Origin of the sequence: Lysinibacillus sp. RS10 (assembly GCF_041956855.1) — a bacterium.
In the GTDB taxonomy this organism is placed as follows: Bacteria; Bacillota; Bacilli; order Bacillales_A; family Planococcaceae; genus Lysinibacillus; species Lysinibacillus xylanilyticus_A.
The window spans coordinates 3,114,128-3,128,022 of the sequence record NZ_CP167122.1 but is presented as its reverse complement, the minus strand read 5'-3'; the positions used below and the strand labels follow the sequence as shown (position 1 = coordinate 3,128,022).

Annotated in this window: 16 protein-coding genes; 10 read left to right on the top strand and 6 right to left on the bottom strand. The window is 37.1% G+C overall.

Annotation, left to right across the window (positions count from 1 at the left end):
* Positions 1–155 precede the first annotated feature (155 nt).
* Positions 156–2,060 (top strand): endonuclease MutS2, encoded by a 1,905-nt coding sequence (locus tag ACB089_RS16045; RefSeq protein WP_374967296.1) that lies wholly within the window; start codon positions 156–158, stop codon positions 2,058–2,060.
* Between the two features lie 44 nt (positions 2,061–2,104).
* On the opposite strand, the gene ACB089_RS16040 is transcribed toward ACB089_RS16045, so the two are convergent.
* Entirely contained in the window at positions 2,105–3,355 is a 1,251-nt protein-coding gene (locus tag ACB089_RS16040; protein WP_374967295.1) for a helix-turn-helix domain-containing protein, read from the bottom strand.
* 148 nt (positions 3,356–3,503) lie between these two features.
* On the opposite strand from ACB089_RS16040, the gene ACB089_RS16035 reads away from it, so the two are divergent.
* Positions 3,504–4,790, top strand: a complete 1,287-nt coding sequence (locus ACB089_RS16035; protein ID WP_374967294.1) for an MFS transporter — start codon at positions 3,504–3,506, stop codon at positions 4,788–4,790.
* Between the two features lie 391 nt (positions 4,791–5,181).
* Here the strand turns inward: ACB089_RS16035 and ACB089_RS16030 are convergent, their stop codons facing one another.
* The 4 genes from ACB089_RS16030 to ACB089_RS16015 form a co-directional block, all read right to left on the bottom strand.
* The gene (locus tag ACB089_RS16030) at positions 5,182–5,898 is read right to left on the bottom strand and encodes a lactate utilization protein C (RefSeq protein WP_374967293.1); all 717 of its coding nucleotides are present in this window, start codon (positions 5,896–5,898) and stop codon (positions 5,182–5,184) included.
* On the bottom strand, positions 5,898–7,322 hold the full coding sequence (locus ACB089_RS16025; protein WP_374967292.1) for a LutB/LldF family L-lactate oxidation iron-sulfur protein: 1,425 nt from the start codon (positions 7,320–7,322) through the stop codon (positions 5,898–5,900). The genes ACB089_RS16030 and ACB089_RS16025 overlap by 1 nt, the downstream gene beginning before the upstream one ends.
* A 15-nt stretch (positions 7,323–7,337) precedes the next feature.
* Positions 7,338–8,054: a (Fe-S)-binding protein gene (locus ACB089_RS16020; protein WP_374967291.1), complete on the bottom strand. Its 717-nt coding sequence runs from the start codon at positions 8,052–8,054 to the stop codon at positions 7,338–7,340.
* A 145-nt stretch (positions 8,055–8,199) separates the two neighbouring features.
* Positions 8,200–8,490 carry an FCD domain-containing protein gene (locus tag ACB089_RS16015; RefSeq protein WP_374967581.1) on the bottom strand — a complete coding sequence of 97 codons (291 nt, stop codon included), beginning with the start codon at positions 8,488–8,490 and terminating at the stop codon, positions 8,200–8,202.
* Between the two features lie 331 nt (positions 8,491–8,821).
* Here ACB089_RS16015 and ACB089_RS16010 point away from each other — a divergent pair, with 331 nt between their 5' ends.
* Genes ACB089_RS16010 through ACB089_RS16000 form a run of 3 tightly spaced genes read left to right on the top strand, consistent with a single transcriptional unit; the run spans position 8,822 to position 10,472 of the window.
* Positions 8,822–9,532, top strand: a complete 711-nt coding sequence (locus tag ACB089_RS16010; protein ID WP_374967290.1) for a cytochrome c biogenesis CcdA family protein — start codon at positions 8,822–8,824, stop codon at positions 9,530–9,532.
* A 34-nt stretch (positions 9,533–9,566) separates the two neighbouring features.
* On the top strand, positions 9,567–9,953 hold the full coding sequence (locus ACB089_RS16005) for a response regulator (protein ID WP_374967289.1): 387 nt from the start codon (positions 9,567–9,569) through the stop codon (positions 9,951–9,953).
* A 24-nt stretch (positions 9,954–9,977) separates the two neighbouring features.
* Positions 9,978–10,472 carry a CcdC family protein gene (locus tag ACB089_RS16000; protein WP_374967288.1) on the top strand — a complete coding sequence of 165 codons (495 nt, stop codon included), beginning with the start codon at positions 9,978–9,980 and terminating at the stop codon, positions 10,470–10,472.
* Between the two features lie 201 nt (positions 10,473–10,673).
* Here ACB089_RS16000 and ACB089_RS15995 read toward each other — a convergent pair whose 3' ends face one another.
* The gene (locus ACB089_RS15995; protein WP_223557026.1) at positions 10,674–11,102 is read right to left on the bottom strand and encodes a DUF2621 domain-containing protein; all 429 of its coding nucleotides are present in this window, start codon (positions 11,100–11,102) and stop codon (positions 10,674–10,676) included.
* Positions 11,103–11,223: 121 nt separating this feature from the next.
* On the opposite strand from ACB089_RS15995, the gene ACB089_RS15990 reads away from it, so the two are divergent.
* From ACB089_RS15990 to ACB089_RS15970, 5 genes are all read left to right on the top strand, one after another.
* Positions 11,224–11,439, top strand: a complete 216-nt coding sequence (locus ACB089_RS15990) for a DUF1659 domain-containing protein (RefSeq protein WP_223557014.1) — start codon at positions 11,224–11,226, stop codon at positions 11,437–11,439.
* A gap of 14 nt (positions 11,440–11,453) precedes the next feature.
* Positions 11,454–11,678, top strand: a complete 225-nt coding sequence (locus ACB089_RS15985; RefSeq protein WP_374967287.1) for a DUF2922 domain-containing protein — start codon at positions 11,454–11,456, stop codon at positions 11,676–11,678.
* A 67-nt stretch (positions 11,679–11,745) separates the two neighbouring features.
* Positions 11,746–11,868 carry a YvrJ family protein gene (locus ACB089_RS15980; protein ID WP_374967286.1) on the top strand — a complete coding sequence of 41 codons (123 nt, stop codon included), beginning with the start codon at positions 11,746–11,748 and terminating at the stop codon, positions 11,866–11,868.
* A 107-nt stretch (positions 11,869–11,975) separates the two neighbouring features.
* A complete protein-coding gene (locus ACB089_RS15975; protein WP_374967285.1) occupies positions 11,976–12,872 on the top strand; it encodes a helix-turn-helix domain-containing protein in 897 nt (298 codons plus the stop codon).
* A gap of 128 nt (positions 12,873–13,000) precedes the next feature.
* On the top strand, positions 13,001–13,759 hold the full coding sequence (locus ACB089_RS15970; RefSeq protein WP_374967284.1) for a hypothetical protein: 759 nt from the start codon (positions 13,001–13,003) through the stop codon (positions 13,757–13,759).
* Positions 13,760–13,895 lie beyond the last annotated feature (136 nt).

Sequence of the window (13,895 nt, the reverse complement as noted above, 5' to 3'; positions counted from 1 at the left end):
AATAAAGGGGAGGGCAATCGCCGTAGCCTTTGTGAAACTTCACATAGTGCTTCACTCTAACCTTTGATGTAGAGCCAATAAAAAATCATTGCTATCTAATAAGTAGGTATCTTCATGAATGATGATGAAAAAAATCATAGTGAGGAGAATCAATAATGAATCAAGCTACTCTTGAGAAGTTACAATACAATGAATTAAAGGATATCGTAAAATCATACTGTGTCAGTGGATTAGGTAAACAGTTATTAGATAAATTAACACCGAGCCCCAATTTAACAGTTGTTAAAAATCGTTTAAATGAAACGACGGAGGCACGAGCAATTTTAGATGCGGAAGGCCATGTCCCGTTTTTAGGCGTTTCGAATATTGACAATACGATTAAAAAGCTAGAGAAGGGTATCATCTTAGACCCAAGTGAATTGGTGAGCATCTCAGACTTTTTACGAGGCTGTAGAATAATTAAAAAATTTATGCTGGAAAAGGAATTTTTTGCGCCAGTACTTGCATCCTATGCCAATTCGATGGCTGAATTTAAAAGTGTAGAAGAGGAAATTAATTTTGCTATTAAAGCAAATCGAGTTGATTCGGCAGCGAGTAGAGAACTAAAACGTATCCGAAATCATATCGAAACAACTGAGGAAAAAATTAAAGACCGTTTAACTAAATTTTTAAATAGTAGTGCCAATAAAACATATATCCAGGAATTCTTTATTAGTAAAAAGGATGATCGATACACAATCCCTATTAAGGCTTCTTATAAAAATCATGTGCAAGGGACGGTAGTAGAAGTTTCATCTAAAGGTGCAACGGTCTTTATGGAACCAAGTGCAGTTGCGAAATTAAATGTAGAGTTGGGTATTTTAAAAGCAGAGGAAGCGGTCGAGGAATATCAAATTTTGGCGACATTATCAGGGCTCCTGATGGAAAATATCCGTGAAATCAACATTAACATGGAGTTGATTAGTCAATATGATATGGTGTTCGCCAAAGCCAAGTTTAGCAAGCATATTGGGGGCGTCGAACCGAGTTTAAATGATTATGGCTATATTAAGCTCGTCAATTGTAAGCATCCATTATTAACAGGTGAGGCAGTGCCACTTTATTTTGAAATTGGCCAAGATTATCGCAGCTTAATCATTACAGGGCCTAATGCTGGCGGAAAAACCGTTGTGTTAAAAACAATTGGCCTGCTAACATTGGCGACAATGTCGGGCTTCCATATTGTTGCGGATAAAGGTACTGAAATAGCTGTATTTACTAATGTTTTTGTCGACATTGGTGATAATCAAAGTATTGAAAATGCACTTAGTACGTTTTCATCGCATATAAAAAATCTTTCAGATATTATGAGGGCATCCAATAATAATACGCTTTTACTATTTGATGAAATCGGCAGTGGTACTGAACCAAATGAAGGTGCTGCATTAGCTATTTCCATTTTAGAGGAATTCTATCATATGGGATGCATAACAGTGGCAACTACTCATTATGGTGAAATTAAACGTTTTTCTGAAATGCATAGTGATTTTATGAATGCGGCTATGCGCTTTAATAGTGACACATTAGAACCGTTGTATCAATTAATCATCGGAACGTCTGGGGAAAGTAATGCGCTGTGGATTTCCAAAAAGATGAATATACGCGACACAGTTTTACAAAGAGCGAAAGGCTATATTGACAATAAGGATTATCATCTTGAACGAGTAAATAACAGTAAAATCAGGAAGCCCCAGATTGAAAATAGGGGAACAACAGTAAAGTATGAATTTAAAAAGGGAGACCGTGTGAAGCTGTTGGATCATGATGACGTTGGAATTGTTTATGAAGAAATGGATAATTTCTATAATGTTGTCGTGTTCTATGAGAGAGAATTCATAAAGGTAAATGTTAAGCGACTGGCATTAGAGCTACCAGCAACAGAATTATACCCAGAAGGATATGATGTAGAGACATTGTTTGTGGACTATAAAGAACGAAAGCTACAGCATGATATTGAGCGTGGTTCAAAAAAAGCCCTACGAAAAATTCAGAAGGAAATAAGAAAAGATAAATTGAGCTAAAAACAGGGATTGCACATAAGTGTTAAATGTGCAATCCCTTTAATTTATTGAAGCGAATTAATTTGTGCTTTAATCGCAAAATACGTTTCCTCAATTTTTTGTTTATAAGGAAGATCGATTAAATCCTGAGAATCCAAATAGGCCATTTTGGCAATTTCATAGGCAGTTGTTAACTCACCGAAATGTGCATAGCAAAGCGCTTTATAGGAAAAGCATTCATTTATGCCTAATATGTCAAATGGATGCACAATGAATGATGGAATCTTTGTAAAATGTTCAAATGCTTCCTTAGCTTCTTCATATCGACCTAGCAAATATAAGGATTTTCCTTTTTCTGAATAATAAAAGTTTTTATCAAGTTTAATCGAGTCTTCGTGCATAAGCGTTCCAAAACGTTCTATTTCCTCTAGTGCCTGCTGATAATCGTGAGTGTAACTGTTATAATAATGCGCACGTAATCCGAAAATAAAAGCATCGACATCCACTTGTTCGACAAAAATCCGATATTGCTCAAGCTTTTTCAACATATGCTCTGCTTGCTCGAAATCATGGTCAATCATGGCACAAAACGCCCCAATACGATACATATCATCTATATAATAGTAAAATTGGTTTTTATGTGCATAGGTAATGGTCTCGTTAATGAGCTGTTTGCCTGCTTCAAGTTCGCCAATTGCTACCTGAAAAACGCAAATATAATAAGCCATTTTCCCTGCATCACGCGAATCTAATTGGTAATTTTCCTGCTCAGCCTCTTCTTTCGCCTGTAAAATACAGGAATAGGCCATTTTGTATTTTCGATTTTCTGATAATATACCCAACTGTAAAATATAGGTTTCAAACCAATGACTTAGTAAGTTAATTTCTTTAAACATAAAGCGTGACTCTTGCAGCGGTGACTCCCATGTCGTTAATCCCGCAAAATATTGTGCTGCAGCGTATATATACAGTAAACGACCTCCTTCATAACTAAGCGGAAGCTCTTCTACATAAGGCTTAATCATCTCGACGATTTGCTGCGCATTATCCGTATCACCAGTTTTTAATTCCGCAAACAAAATTTCTACCTGCTCTAATAGTTGACGTAGCGAAGAGGGGGTTACTTGTTCTAGTAATTCACTTGCCTTTACTTCTAAACGTTCTGCTATATATTCAAGACTTTCCATCGAGGGCTTGGCCTTATCATTTTCAATTTGACTTAGCATACCTTTTGTTAGACGATCACCGGCAAGTGCCTCTAATGTTAATTTTCGTTCTTTTCTTAATTTGCGAATTCGTGTGCCTAAAGAGTCCACTGCCTCGTCTCCTTTTTATTATAAGTAAATACAACTATTTTGTTTAATTATATTAAACTTTTTCTTGCGTGAAAAGTGGGAGCTGTGTTATATTTTGTTTAATATAATTAAACTTTTTAATTTAGTTAAAAATATGGAGGGGTTTTGGATGACTGAAGCGGAAAAATATAAAAAGGCGACGTATCATTTATGGACATTTACAGCTAGTAAAATGATTTCTATGCTTGGGGCACATGTGCTGGCATTTGGGTTCAGTTTGTATATTTTAGCTATGACGGGGTCAGCAACGAGCTTTGCGACGAATATGATTTGTTCTATTTTACCACGTGCACTGCTAGCACCAGTGGCTGGTTATGTAGCGGATCATTATTCGAAAAAGCGTACGATTCTAATGGCACAAGCTGGTACCATTTTGACAGTAGGGGGCTTACTTCTTTATACAGAAACAGTTGGAATGTCAGTTTATGCTATTTACGTGACAACAATATTCAATACGATTTGCTCTGCCTTTTCAGGTGTAACGTTTTCATCTTCCATTGCAACTTTGGTTAACCCAGAACGGTTACAAAAAGCAATGTCATTTAATCAATTGTCTACGTCTGTGGCTATGATTGGTGGACCGGTAATTGGGGGAATGTTGTACGGATTTTTCCCAATGGAAGTATTTTTAATGATCAATATGGTAGCATACGCGCTTGCTTTTTGCTTAGAATCGACAATGAATTTTAATCTGTATAGTACAAGAGGGGAAGATGTGAAAAAGGAAAAAATTTGGGCAGGGCTTGGTAGTGGTTTTCATTATATTAAGCAACAAAAAGTCATTAAAACAGTCATGTGGATTTCACTATGGATTAATTTGTTTTTCTCCGCCATCGTTGTTGGAGGGACGTATATTATTATTGAATTACTAAAAGTAAAATCAACTCATTTTGGTTTTATTGAGGCATCAGGTGCAGTTGGTATGTTAGTTGCCTCCCTTTACTTCGCTACACGGGCAGAGGTTAAAGTGCCACTACGTTTCTCTAAAATCAGCTTAATACTGTTGGCTAGTAGTTTAGGTCTGGCCGTTATTCCGTTGGTTTCAAATTTTTCTTATTTAGGAATTGTTACTTTTTACATTGTGTTTTATTTTATATTCGCTATTTTTGAAATGGGGATTAACATGCCAATTGGCGTTTATATGCAAAAGCTGATCACAGAAGAATATCGTGGACGTGTATTTGGACTGATGGAAACAATGGCAATGTCAATGATGCCGATGGGTATGATGATTTTTGGCTTCTTGTACGATACATTACCAGCAACGGTTATTTTACTTGTCACGAGTGCAATTATCGTGACGATAGCGTTAGTTATGCTGCGAACATCTGTCTTAAAAGAAGCACATCCAGAGTTTTATGAACAAAAGATAGTAACGGAGAGTGTAGTAAATTAATATCCTGCGTTGAAGGTAAAGGGGGTCACCACGTTTGTGAGGCTTTTCAGCGATAAAAACAGTCTCGTCAGCGATTCGTGAAATTTATCAGCGATAAAAACAATTTTATCGGCGATTATTGAAAGTTTATCAGCGATTCGGAACCATCCATCAACGAGATTATTCGTTTTTATCTTATTAAGATAACGAAACCAGGCATTTCTTCAACGTGAAGTATGCCTGGTTTATCTTCAATTAGTAAAACTTCCACCTCTGAAAAGGGTAAGATCAATGCAAACAGGGTTCCTATTGATGTGTGCTCAATGCTGAAATAGAGGAACTCAGTCTAAGAACGCCGAGTCCTGTGGCAATTTATCAGCGACAGCGGCAATTACGCCAAGGCGAAATTAATTTACTGATCCTCAATCACAATGTAAGTTGCTTTAATTGGTCCATGTACACCTATGACTGGAATCATTTCGATATCCGCCGAGTTACTTGGACCTGTTATAAAATTGATGCAGGAGGCAATTTGCTCGCCATTTCTTATTTTTTCACTAATGAAGCGAGCGGCTTGGGTCATTCTTGGGACAATTGTACTTTTCGGAATCAAAATGATAGAGTTTTCTGGTAAAAAGCTGACTGATCTACCTTTATCCTTGCTACTAAACAGTACAGCAGTTCCTGATTCTGCTAATGTTATTTCACTAATCGTGATGCCAATGTTAGCTTTCTCAGCCTGGCGGATATTTTCCTCTGGCTGTTCAGAATCCCATTCGTACAGTTGAATATTCGCTTGTGGCCACTGCTCAGTCATTAATGATGAAAGTCCATAGCTTTGAAAACGCTCGTCCTTCCACGTTATAACAGAATGACCCCCATAATTTTCAACTACTTTTTGTAATGCATCTGAAAGATTAGCTGTATTTGTCATGACGATTTCCGTATCAATGTTGTTGCATTGATCAGCTAAAACCTTTACTAATTCATCTTGTGTTGCACCTTTTAGGACGCGATCTTGTGGTTGATATTGCCATGTTGGTCGTGTAAGTTCTGTTTTTGGGGCGTGCCCAAGCTGTTGCGCGATTTTTGATAAAAATAGATCTCTATTTTGAATGCTACCTGCCATTATTCCTCGCCTCCTTTTTCACGGTGTTTAAACCAGTCACGGAAACGATCTTTATTTGGAGCGGGAAAATCTCTTGCTTCCGTCCATGCTTTTAGTGGACCTGGACCATTTGAAATTTGATCTTTTGTAAATGGGGACATTGCTGGTGATGCCATTTTTGTCGCCATTTTATATAAGGTAGGGGAGGAAGCACCTAAACCAAAGGCCTTCATTAATAGCTTTTCCGATATAGGCGCTTTTCCTTCGTTTTCAACAATTACTTGGCGATGTCTAAGAATAAGCTGATGTAATGGAATTTTGACAGGACAAGCATCGGTACAAGCTCCACATAAAGTGGACGCATACGGAAGCTCCTTAAAATCATCATAGCCCCCTAATAACGGTGAAAGAACGATACCTACTGGCCCTGAATAGATAGAGCCATACGTATGCCCGCCAATATGACGATAAACAGGACAGACGTTGACACAAGCTGCGCAGCGAATACATTGTAAAATAGGCTGGAATTCACTGCCTAAAATATCCGATCGTCCATTGTCAACGATTACTAAATGGAATTCCTCTGGTCCATCAGTGTCACCTTCATCTCTGATTCCTGTTAATGTTGTAATATAGCTTGTTAGCTTTTGCCCGACAGCGCTTCTTGTTAATAGACCTACTAGCACTTCCATCTCTTCGAAGGTGGGAACGATTCTTTCCATTCCCATTACCGTAATTTGTGTTTTAGGCAAAGCTGTTACTAAATCTGCGTTCCCTTCATTGGTAACGAGTGTAATCGAGCCGCTTTCTGCAATAGCAAAGTTACAGCCTGTAATGCCAATATCCGCTGTTAAATATTCATTCCTTAATTTTTCACGTACATACAGGGCTAGTTCCTCAGGTTTTTCTGTTTTCTCATAGCCTTGCTTTTCTTTAAAAACGTCACGAATCTGCTCCTTATTTTTATGCAATGCCGGAACAACGATATGAGATGGCGGCTCGTGATCGTCTACTTGCAAAATGTATTCACCAAGATCTGTTTCAATGACTTCACACCCTAGTTGTTGTAAAGCGGCGTTTAAATTGATTTCTTCCGTGACCATAGATTTCGATTTTACAATTTTAGCAGCATTTTTCTGTTTAGCGATACGTTGAATATAGTCTGTTGCGTCTTTCGCTGTTTGCGCAAAGTAAACATGTCCACCTCTTTTAGAGACATTTTCACTCAACTGATATAAGTAATAATCTAAGTTGGCAAGCACATGCTTTCGAATTTCCTCTCCATGTGATCGCCATTCTTCCCAATGTCCTAGCTCTTCAGCTTGTTTTAGCTTACGTGTTTGAAAGCGTTCTTGTGCGCTTGACACAGCTCCACGCATAAAGGTATTTTCTAATTCTTTCGTTAATCGATGTTGAAAGTCTTCATCACTTGTTTTCATTGACATCTCTTTTACCCCCTTTTAGCGGCAGTTTAATACTTCCGCAATATGCATGACTCTAATAGGCTTTCCTAGTCGATTCAGTCGACCACCAATATTGATTAAGCAGCCAGCGTCAGCACCGATTAGAATGTCTGCCCCTGTTTCTTCAACATTCTGTACTTTTTCATTGACCATTTCTCCTGAGATATCGCCCATTTTTACCGAAAATGTTCCACCAAATCCACAGCATCGTTCTTTCCCTGGAAGTTCTACATACTGTAATCCTTCGACATGATTTAATAGTTTAAATGGAGCTTCCGTAACACCGAGCAGTCGTGTCATATGACAGGAGGTATGATAAGTAGCTTTGCCCTCTAAACGCGCGCCTACATCCTCGATCTTTAATACATCTACAATAAACTCTGTAAACTCATATGTTTTATCGGCTAATGCTTGGGCTTTCGGCTCCCAAACAGGATCTCCCTTAAATACTTCTGCATATTCCTTAAACATAAAAGCACAGGAACCAGAAGGGGAGACAACATATTCGGCATGTTCAAAGGCTGTGATCATTTTCTTCATGGCATTTTTAGATTCTTTTACATAGCCACTATTGTAGGCAGGCTGTCCACAGCAAATTTGATTTTCTGGAAAGTCAAGGTCACAGCCGAGTCTTTCAAGAACTTCGACAACAGCTTTTCCTACATCACCTTGAAACATATCAACTAAACAAGTTGCAAATAGAGTTACTTTCATAATAATCGCTCCTTCGTGTCTCCATTTCCGTTCTAAACAACGAATCAACAGGTCATCAGATGACTTAGTGGGTAATATATTGCTACTACATCTTTTTAATTTCATAAAAGGCAATGCTCCTATTGTGAAAACTTGGCATTTGCTGTTATTTTATCCTGTAAAAAATCAGTGGGGATGAAGTAACCCCACTGATTAAAGCTTCACTTATGGATTCGGTCTTTTCAAAAACCTTCTCCACATCACATAAATGCGGAGCCATCGCATGCTTTGCTAGCTCCTCATTTTGCTGTTTAATTGCGAGGAAAATTTGTCGATGTTCATCATACAGTTTTTCACTTGTTGTTTTTTTAGAGTTTAACCAAATTCGGCGTGTTTCTTTCATCGTTTCGGTCAAGAAGGTAGAGACCTGGTCTACTATTGTTGAATTAGGATGAATATGAAAAATGGTTGAACGTCAGTGTTTACTATTCAACTAAAAGCTACAAAGAACCTTACTGTATGAACGGTGGGAGTAGTCACATAACATGATGTGTAGAATTATGGTGAATTTTGTTGACAGATAATACGAGGGGGCGCATAATGCAGAAGTACATTAACAAATACACCTTGGTGTAATGGCATTTGAAAATTTCATTGCGTATGATGTTTGATGGGACTTCACTTTTTCAACACCTTTTTGTCAAGAAACGTTCACAAACAGAGAGGGAGCAATTTACAGTGATTTTTGGTACGATGAAGGCAGTAACTGTAAGGAGCGAATGAAAAATATGGAAACTGATATTAACGTATTTTTAGCTTTTGGTGCAGGGTTTTTAAGCTTTATTTCACCGTGTACCCTTCCACTGTATCCAGCATTTTTATCATACATAACAGGTATGACATTAGATGAGCTAAAATCGGAACGAGGCATGATGCAAAAGCGTGCTATTTTGCACACACTATTCTTTTTACTAGGATTTTCAATTATCTTTATCACGATTGGATTAAGTGCATCTTTTGCTAAAGAGTTTTTCCTAAATTATCAAACATTATTACGTCAGGTTGGTGCGATTTTAATCGTTGTATTTGGTTTAATGATTGTGGGATTACTACAAATTGACTTTTTAATGAAGGATCGAAAATTCCAATTTAAAAATAGACCATCTGGTTATTTTGGATCAATGTTAATCGGAATAGCCTTTGCGGCAGGATGGACACCGTGTACAGGCCCGATCTTAATGTCAATTATTATGTTAGCTGGAACAAATCCAAGCGCAGGCTTTAGCTATATGTTAGCTTATTATTTAGGCTTTGCGATTCCGTTTTTCGTGTTATCTTTCTTTATAGCACGTATGACTTGGATTCGTACGCACAGCCAAAAAATTGTAAAAATCGGCGGTTATATTATGATTGTCGTTGGGGTATTGTTATTCTTTGATGGATTAACGTATTTAACACGCGTTTTAATGCCTATTTTTGGTGGATTTAAGGGCTTTTAATCTGCTAATCATAAAAGACATACCGTACTTTAACGTGGAGGGAGATGAACATGTGCCTACAGTTCTAGTAGTAGATGATACGCTATTTATGCGTGTTGCAATAAGTAATATGTTAACCGAATGGGGTTATGAGGTAGTCGGCAAGGCTGCCAATGGTAAAGAAGCTGTAGCTATGTATCGTGAGTTACAACCAGATCTTGTAACGATGGATGTAACAATGCCCGTTATGACAGGTATCGCAGCAGTAAAAGAAATCATCCCTGAATTTCCAAATGCAAAAATAATTATGATTACGGCTTTAGGACAACAGAAGTTAATCGTGGAAGCGATTGAAAGTGGTGCGAAGGATTTTATCACAAAGCCTTTCGAGCCAGCAAGATTAAAAGCTGTAGTTGATCAATTAATTGGACAAAATTGTTAATTTGACATTAGAGGAGGAATTTTTATGTTTAGCAATATCCCTTCTCAATATTATGTTATAGGTTCAACTATAATGGCCATTGTTATGGGTTGCTTTGTCATGGTTATACGTATGCGAGCATCCAAGAAGCCGACAAATGAGAAGAAAATTATCATTCCACCTATTGCGATGTCTTCAGGTGCGGTAATGTTTTTATTTGAACAATTTCGAGTGTCGCCTATGGAGATTCTGGAGGCGTCAGCAGTCGGTATTTTGTTCTCGACAATCTTAATTGCCACTTCTAAATTTGAAGTGAAAGGGCAAGAAATTTATTTAAAACGTTCAAAAGCATTCGCCTTTATCCTAATAGGGTTATTAATATTCCGTATTGTTGCAAAAATGATATTAAGTAGCTCCATTGATGTTGGCGAATTAGCAGGAATGTTCTGGATTTTGGCATTTGCCATGTTAGTCCCTTGGCGAATCGCAATGCTGATCCAGTTTAAAAGAATTAAAAAGACCATTCCACTGAAGGGTTAATAATAGAAAACTACACTAGAGGCTTAATCTGGTGTAGTTTTTTTGTATCTAGTTAGTTTTTTTATTAGAATCGCGTGAAAGAAAAGGGCTAAACTCTTAACTATCCAATTCTATCAGGATGAATATTGAAAAACTTTTTTGTATGATGAAACTTCACGAAGGATAGTAAAAACGCTGCACAGATTTTTGTGCAGCGTTCCCTTAATTAAATAGATGTTCATATGGAGCGATGTCAATTTGCATTTCATCTAATTTTTTACGTAAAAATTTATGGTCGCGCTTAGGCGTTGCTTGAATATAGCCTCGAATAATCAAATCATGGTTAATGGCAGATGCTTTTTCTTCTAAAGCAAGCTCGCCAATTTTTCCTGCTATTTTTTCCTTTGCTACTTGTCTAAATAGCTCAGGTACAGGGCTTACAAGTTCATATAAAAGCTCTTTCTCAGGTTGTCCCCATAAATGAATGGTCTTATCTAAATAATACTCTTGCCAATCTAAATCAGATTTACCGTCCTGCTTCGGTAATGCCTTTAAAAATTTTCGGAACATAAAAAATCCGCCTATCCCCATAAACGTAATGAGCACAACTACCCAAAATAGGATAAACCATAAAAACCAACCTTCTAACAAATCGTTCACCTCTTTGCCTTCTCTCACTCTATTATAAAAGCTTACATAAAAAAATTCATCCTTAATGTCCCTTTTTTAGCAATAAGTCTGTATATATTGTGTAAGAAAGGAGGTGATCCTCATGGCAAATGTCAATTTCTTAGGTGCAACTTTTCGCTTAAAGTATGTCACTGGACACAATGATCAAAATGAGCCAATGTTCACAACTCAAACGTACCGTAATTTAAACGGCTCGCATACGGCAGAGGAATTAGTAGCGGTAGCTTCTGGAATTGCTAGTCTTTCCTCGTACACACTAGATAGTATTGTAAAACAAGAAACAACAGATTTATCCTAAAGGAGGGAAAAGCTATGACACAAGTTTTAGAGATGCAATTTGAAACAGCAACAGGGAAAACAGCAACGATAGCGATTGATGCACCGAAACCGAAAGTAACAGCGGCAGAAATTCAAAAGGTAATGCAAACGATCATTACTAAAAATGTTTTTGGTGGACAAGCTGGTGCTCTGGTTGCCATAAGCCGGGCACGAATCGTTGATCGACAAGTGACGGAATTTAAATTAGAAGTAGAATAATCAAGAAATGGTCTTTGCAGAATGTTCTGTAGAGACCATTTTTAGCAAAAGTAGAGGAGGAATTCACATGGAACAGTGGTTAAACATGATATCGGATGTCGGCTTTCCTATCTTAGTGTCGTTTTATTTAATACACCGGGTAGAGGTTAAACTGGATGCTATTCATGATGCACTTGTCTCCTTAGAGTGATATGGATTTGTGGAGGACAAAGCGCATAGAGAACGTCCCGTGCCTTTCTATAATTGGTTAAATGAGCGTGATAGTCTTAGGAACAGGATCAAAGTGAGGTGAAAACGATGGCATTTGAATACTTAGCAACTTATAAAACATTTGAAACAGTAGCAGATATGGATAAGAGTGTGGAGGACCATATGGCGGCACATTATTATGACTTAACAGAATCAGAACGTGCCATCGTTTTCAAGTTAGCTTCACACAGTTTGGAACATCCAGGAGTGTGTCACCTTAAAGCAAGTACCATTGCTACAGCATTGGAGATCAGTACAAAGACAGTTTATCGTGCTATTTCAAAATTGGAATCGCTAGGCATCGTAAAAAAAGAAACGACTGTAAGAAGTAAAGGTGGTCAAGGTGCAAGCATTTATATCATTTTGCCTTACAATGTCTCACCGTCAATGTCCGACCGTGAAAATGCTGAAAACCCTTGTGAGAGTAACGTTTGTCCTCCACAATCTGAAAACCAATCTTTAAACTCTTTTAATCTTTTAAGTTCTAAACAAGCAAATAATATTATGAGTCTTGGAAATGAATTAGCTTTGGAAGCTGAAAAGAAAAAAGAATACATGAATGAGTATCAAGTGATGCTATTTGATTTCATGAGTATCTTGCCATTAGCAGATAACTTAAAAGATGAGTTGCACAAGGTGGTATTAGCTGCACAGGTTCAAAGTGCAACTGACTTCATTAAAGCTAAGAACGTTCTATTCAAAATTGCAATGGATATTAAAGAAGGTGTATTAACTGTTTCTAGTACATTAAGAGCTGTATTTGTAGGGGCTTATAGTAAGACTGTAGAACGATTAAATAGTAAGACGATTAATTCGTCATCTGTGGAGGACAAAGCACATAGAGAACGTCCAGTACCTTTCTATAACTGGTTAAATGAACGTGATAGTCTTCCACAATCAATTAGTAATAGACCATATAATTTAAAGAATTGGGTAGAATGGTAGATGGGAGAAATAATGTTATGGAAAAACACTATACTTTTGTATGGTTTTAACATCCGTTGGTAGAATATTAAGTTACTGGTATATAATACTAAGAAATTATGTTTTTAAAACTGTGTAAGGGGAGAAAAATGAAAAAATTATTTATTGTGTTACTAGCAGCATTTTTATTTGCGGTAGTAAATCCAACGAAATCAGAAGCGAAAGTGATGTATGATGGAGCGGAAGTTGTAAAAGGGCAAACCGGAAAAATGACCTTTAAAAAAGACATCAAGGTGTACAAGAAAAATCTAGATGGTACGTTTGATTCTTTAGTGGTAAAGCGAAATAACTTCTATAGAACGTATGATATTGAAAAATATGATGGCAAAACATTCTACCAGATGGGGCAATATCGGGTACAAGCAACGGATTTGGTAGTTTTTAAAGAAGTACCAATAAAAATTCGTTCATCTTTCTATAGCAATCCAACTTATATTTATATTAATCGTGATGGTACTACTAATAATTACGGAAGTTACTTCAGAGAACAAGACCAATGGTATATTTCTTTCTCGGATACAAATAATGGACAAAAACTTAATTATTGCGCTGCCGATAATGATGGTACTTACGATCCGTGTATTTATTATCTTGGTACAGATCTTAAGATCTCTGAGACAATATCGAGAGAAAGCAATGTACGTTATGAGATAACCAAAGATGCCGAAGGAAAAACCTTTCCATTAAAAGAATCAAAAACTGAAAAGATTATGAAAAAGGGAAGCATTGTTTATTCATGGAGTGATGAAATTAATGGTTATCTGCATGTATACAATGGCTTAGAAGGAAATGACAGAGAATATATTTGGCTTCCAGTAGATTTATTAAAGCCAGTTGGAAATAAGTGATAGATTAAGAATTATATAAAGCCCTCTTATTTATTTGATAGGGGGCTGTTTTTTATGGTTGGTTGACATGTGGATAGGATGTTTATCGATGTCTTGGGCTTAGATGAAAAGACCACTCCGTGATGGGTGGTCTTTA

Coding starts and splice junctions, on each gene's coding strand:
- ACB089_RS16045 (WP_374967296.1), top strand. CDS start 156: ATGAATCAAGCTACTCTTGAGAAGTTACAATACAATGAATTAAAGGAT.
- ACB089_RS16035 (WP_374967294.1), top strand. CDS start 3,504: ATGACTGAAGCGGAAAAATATAAAAAGGCGACGTATCATTTATGGACA.
- ACB089_RS16030 (WP_374967293.1), bottom strand. CDS start 5,898: ATGGCAGGTAGCATTCAAAATAGAGATCTATTTTTATCAAAAATCGCG.
- ACB089_RS16025 (WP_374967292.1), bottom strand. CDS start 7,322: ATGTCAATGAAAACAAGTGATGAAGACTTTCAACATCGATTAACGAAA.
- ACB089_RS16020 (WP_374967291.1), bottom strand. CDS start 8,054: ATGAAAGTAACTCTATTTGCAACTTGTTTAGTTGATATGTTTCAAGGT.
- ACB089_RS16010 (WP_374967290.1), top strand. CDS start 8,822: ATGGAAACTGATATTAACGTATTTTTAGCTTTTGGTGCAGGGTTTTTA.
- ACB089_RS16000 (WP_374967288.1), top strand. CDS start 9,978: ATGTTTAGCAATATCCCTTCTCAATATTATGTTATAGGTTCAACTATA.
- ACB089_RS15990 (WP_223557014.1), top strand. CDS start 11,224: ATGGCAAATGTCAATTTCTTAGGTGCAACTTTTCGCTTAAAGTATGTC.
- ACB089_RS15985 (WP_374967287.1), top strand. CDS start 11,454: ATGACACAAGTTTTAGAGATGCAATTTGAAACAGCAACAGGGAAAACA.
- ACB089_RS15980 (WP_374967286.1), top strand. CDS start 11,746: ATGGAACAGTGGTTAAACATGATATCGGATGTCGGCTTTCCTATCTTA.
- ACB089_RS15975 (WP_374967285.1), top strand. CDS start 11,976: ATGGCATTTGAATACTTAGCAACTTATAAAACATTTGAAACAGTAGCA.
- ACB089_RS15970 (WP_374967284.1), top strand. CDS start 13,001: ATGAAAAAATTATTTATTGTGTTACTAGCAGCATTTTTATTTGCGGTA.